Below are 1,090 nucleotides of genomic sequence, written 5' to 3'. Positions count from 1 at the left end.
ACTAAAATAAATTCACCTACCTTTTATAAAAATACTTATTTTAACTAAAAAATATAACATAATATATTTATTAATTATTTATGAGGACTTGATAATCATGGCTGAAAAAAATAAGAAATTGGAAATATTGGATATTAGAGATATTACTAAATTAAACAATACAATATTTTCTAAGAAAACTAATCATTATCTTAAAAAATTATTATTCAATCTACGTGTAATCTTTAGATATAATTCTACAAATCTTGAAGATTTAATAGATTTATATTATTACATTGAATCACTACTTAATGAGGATATAGATGTAACTCTTGATGAAATTAAACTTTTAATATATAGATTAACTGATACTATAGTAAATATTGAGGAATATGATATTCATGGTGAAACAATACTTACAGAAACAATAGCAAATTTACAACAATCATTATACATGGAACTTGAACGATTTAAATTAGCACTTAAATCATTAGAAGATCAACAATGGGAATCAATAATTGATTCACAGATAATGAATACACAAATTGAATTTGAAATATTAACTAAACAACTCGAATCAAAAAATATTAATGATATTAAATTATCCATTGAAAAAATATTACAAGCAAATTATCCTTATGAGTATGCAACATATAAATCAAGAAAAAATTACTTAGACTACTGAAAAATATGTTTCATGTTACATTTGTTCCGTGGTATTACACTACTTTTTTCATGTGTTATTGGTAACACATTTATTCTTTTATATTTTCTATTATAGTAGTATGGCTTGTATAAATGGTATTATATTGGTATTATTGGTAACACTATTTTGTTATTGATGTTATGAACTTACTTATTTTTAAAGCGATGAAATTTATAATATGTTACTTCTATTTTTTAGTATAATTATCTTTTAGTATATTTTTAAATAATTTTTTTTTATTTTGTGTTACCATTTATAACTAGTATTACATTAATTATTTTCATGTGTTATTGGTAACACATATTTTATAAAATTCATTTAATCTTTTTTAATAAGTGTATATTTTGGTATTATAATAGTATTATTTGTAACACATATTATTTTATTAAGTATTTATTTTCAATG

The 1,090-nt window shown here is 20.1% G+C and carries 1 protein-coding gene; it reads left to right on the top strand.

The features are described 5' to 3' along the window. Window positions 1-97 precede the first annotated feature (97 nt). Window positions 98-664: a hypothetical protein gene (locus NL43_RS08080; protein WP_069593536.1), complete on the top strand. Its 567-nt coding sequence runs from the start codon at window positions 98-100 to the stop codon at window positions 662-664. Window positions 665-1,090: the final 426 nt, after the last annotated feature.

The sequence above is a fragment of the Methanosphaera sp. WGK6 genome, from assembly GCF_001729965.1.
Lineage (GTDB): Archaea > Methanobacteriota > Methanobacteria > Methanobacteriales > Methanobacteriaceae > Methanosphaera.
This window is presented reverse-complemented; position numbering and strand designations above follow the sequence as displayed.

Bases quoted from the DNA above. Each gene is read 5' to 3' on its own strand.
- NL43_RS08080 (WP_069593536.1), top strand. From the start codon at position 98: ATGGCTGAAAAAAATAAGAAATTGGAAATATTGGATATTAGAGATATT.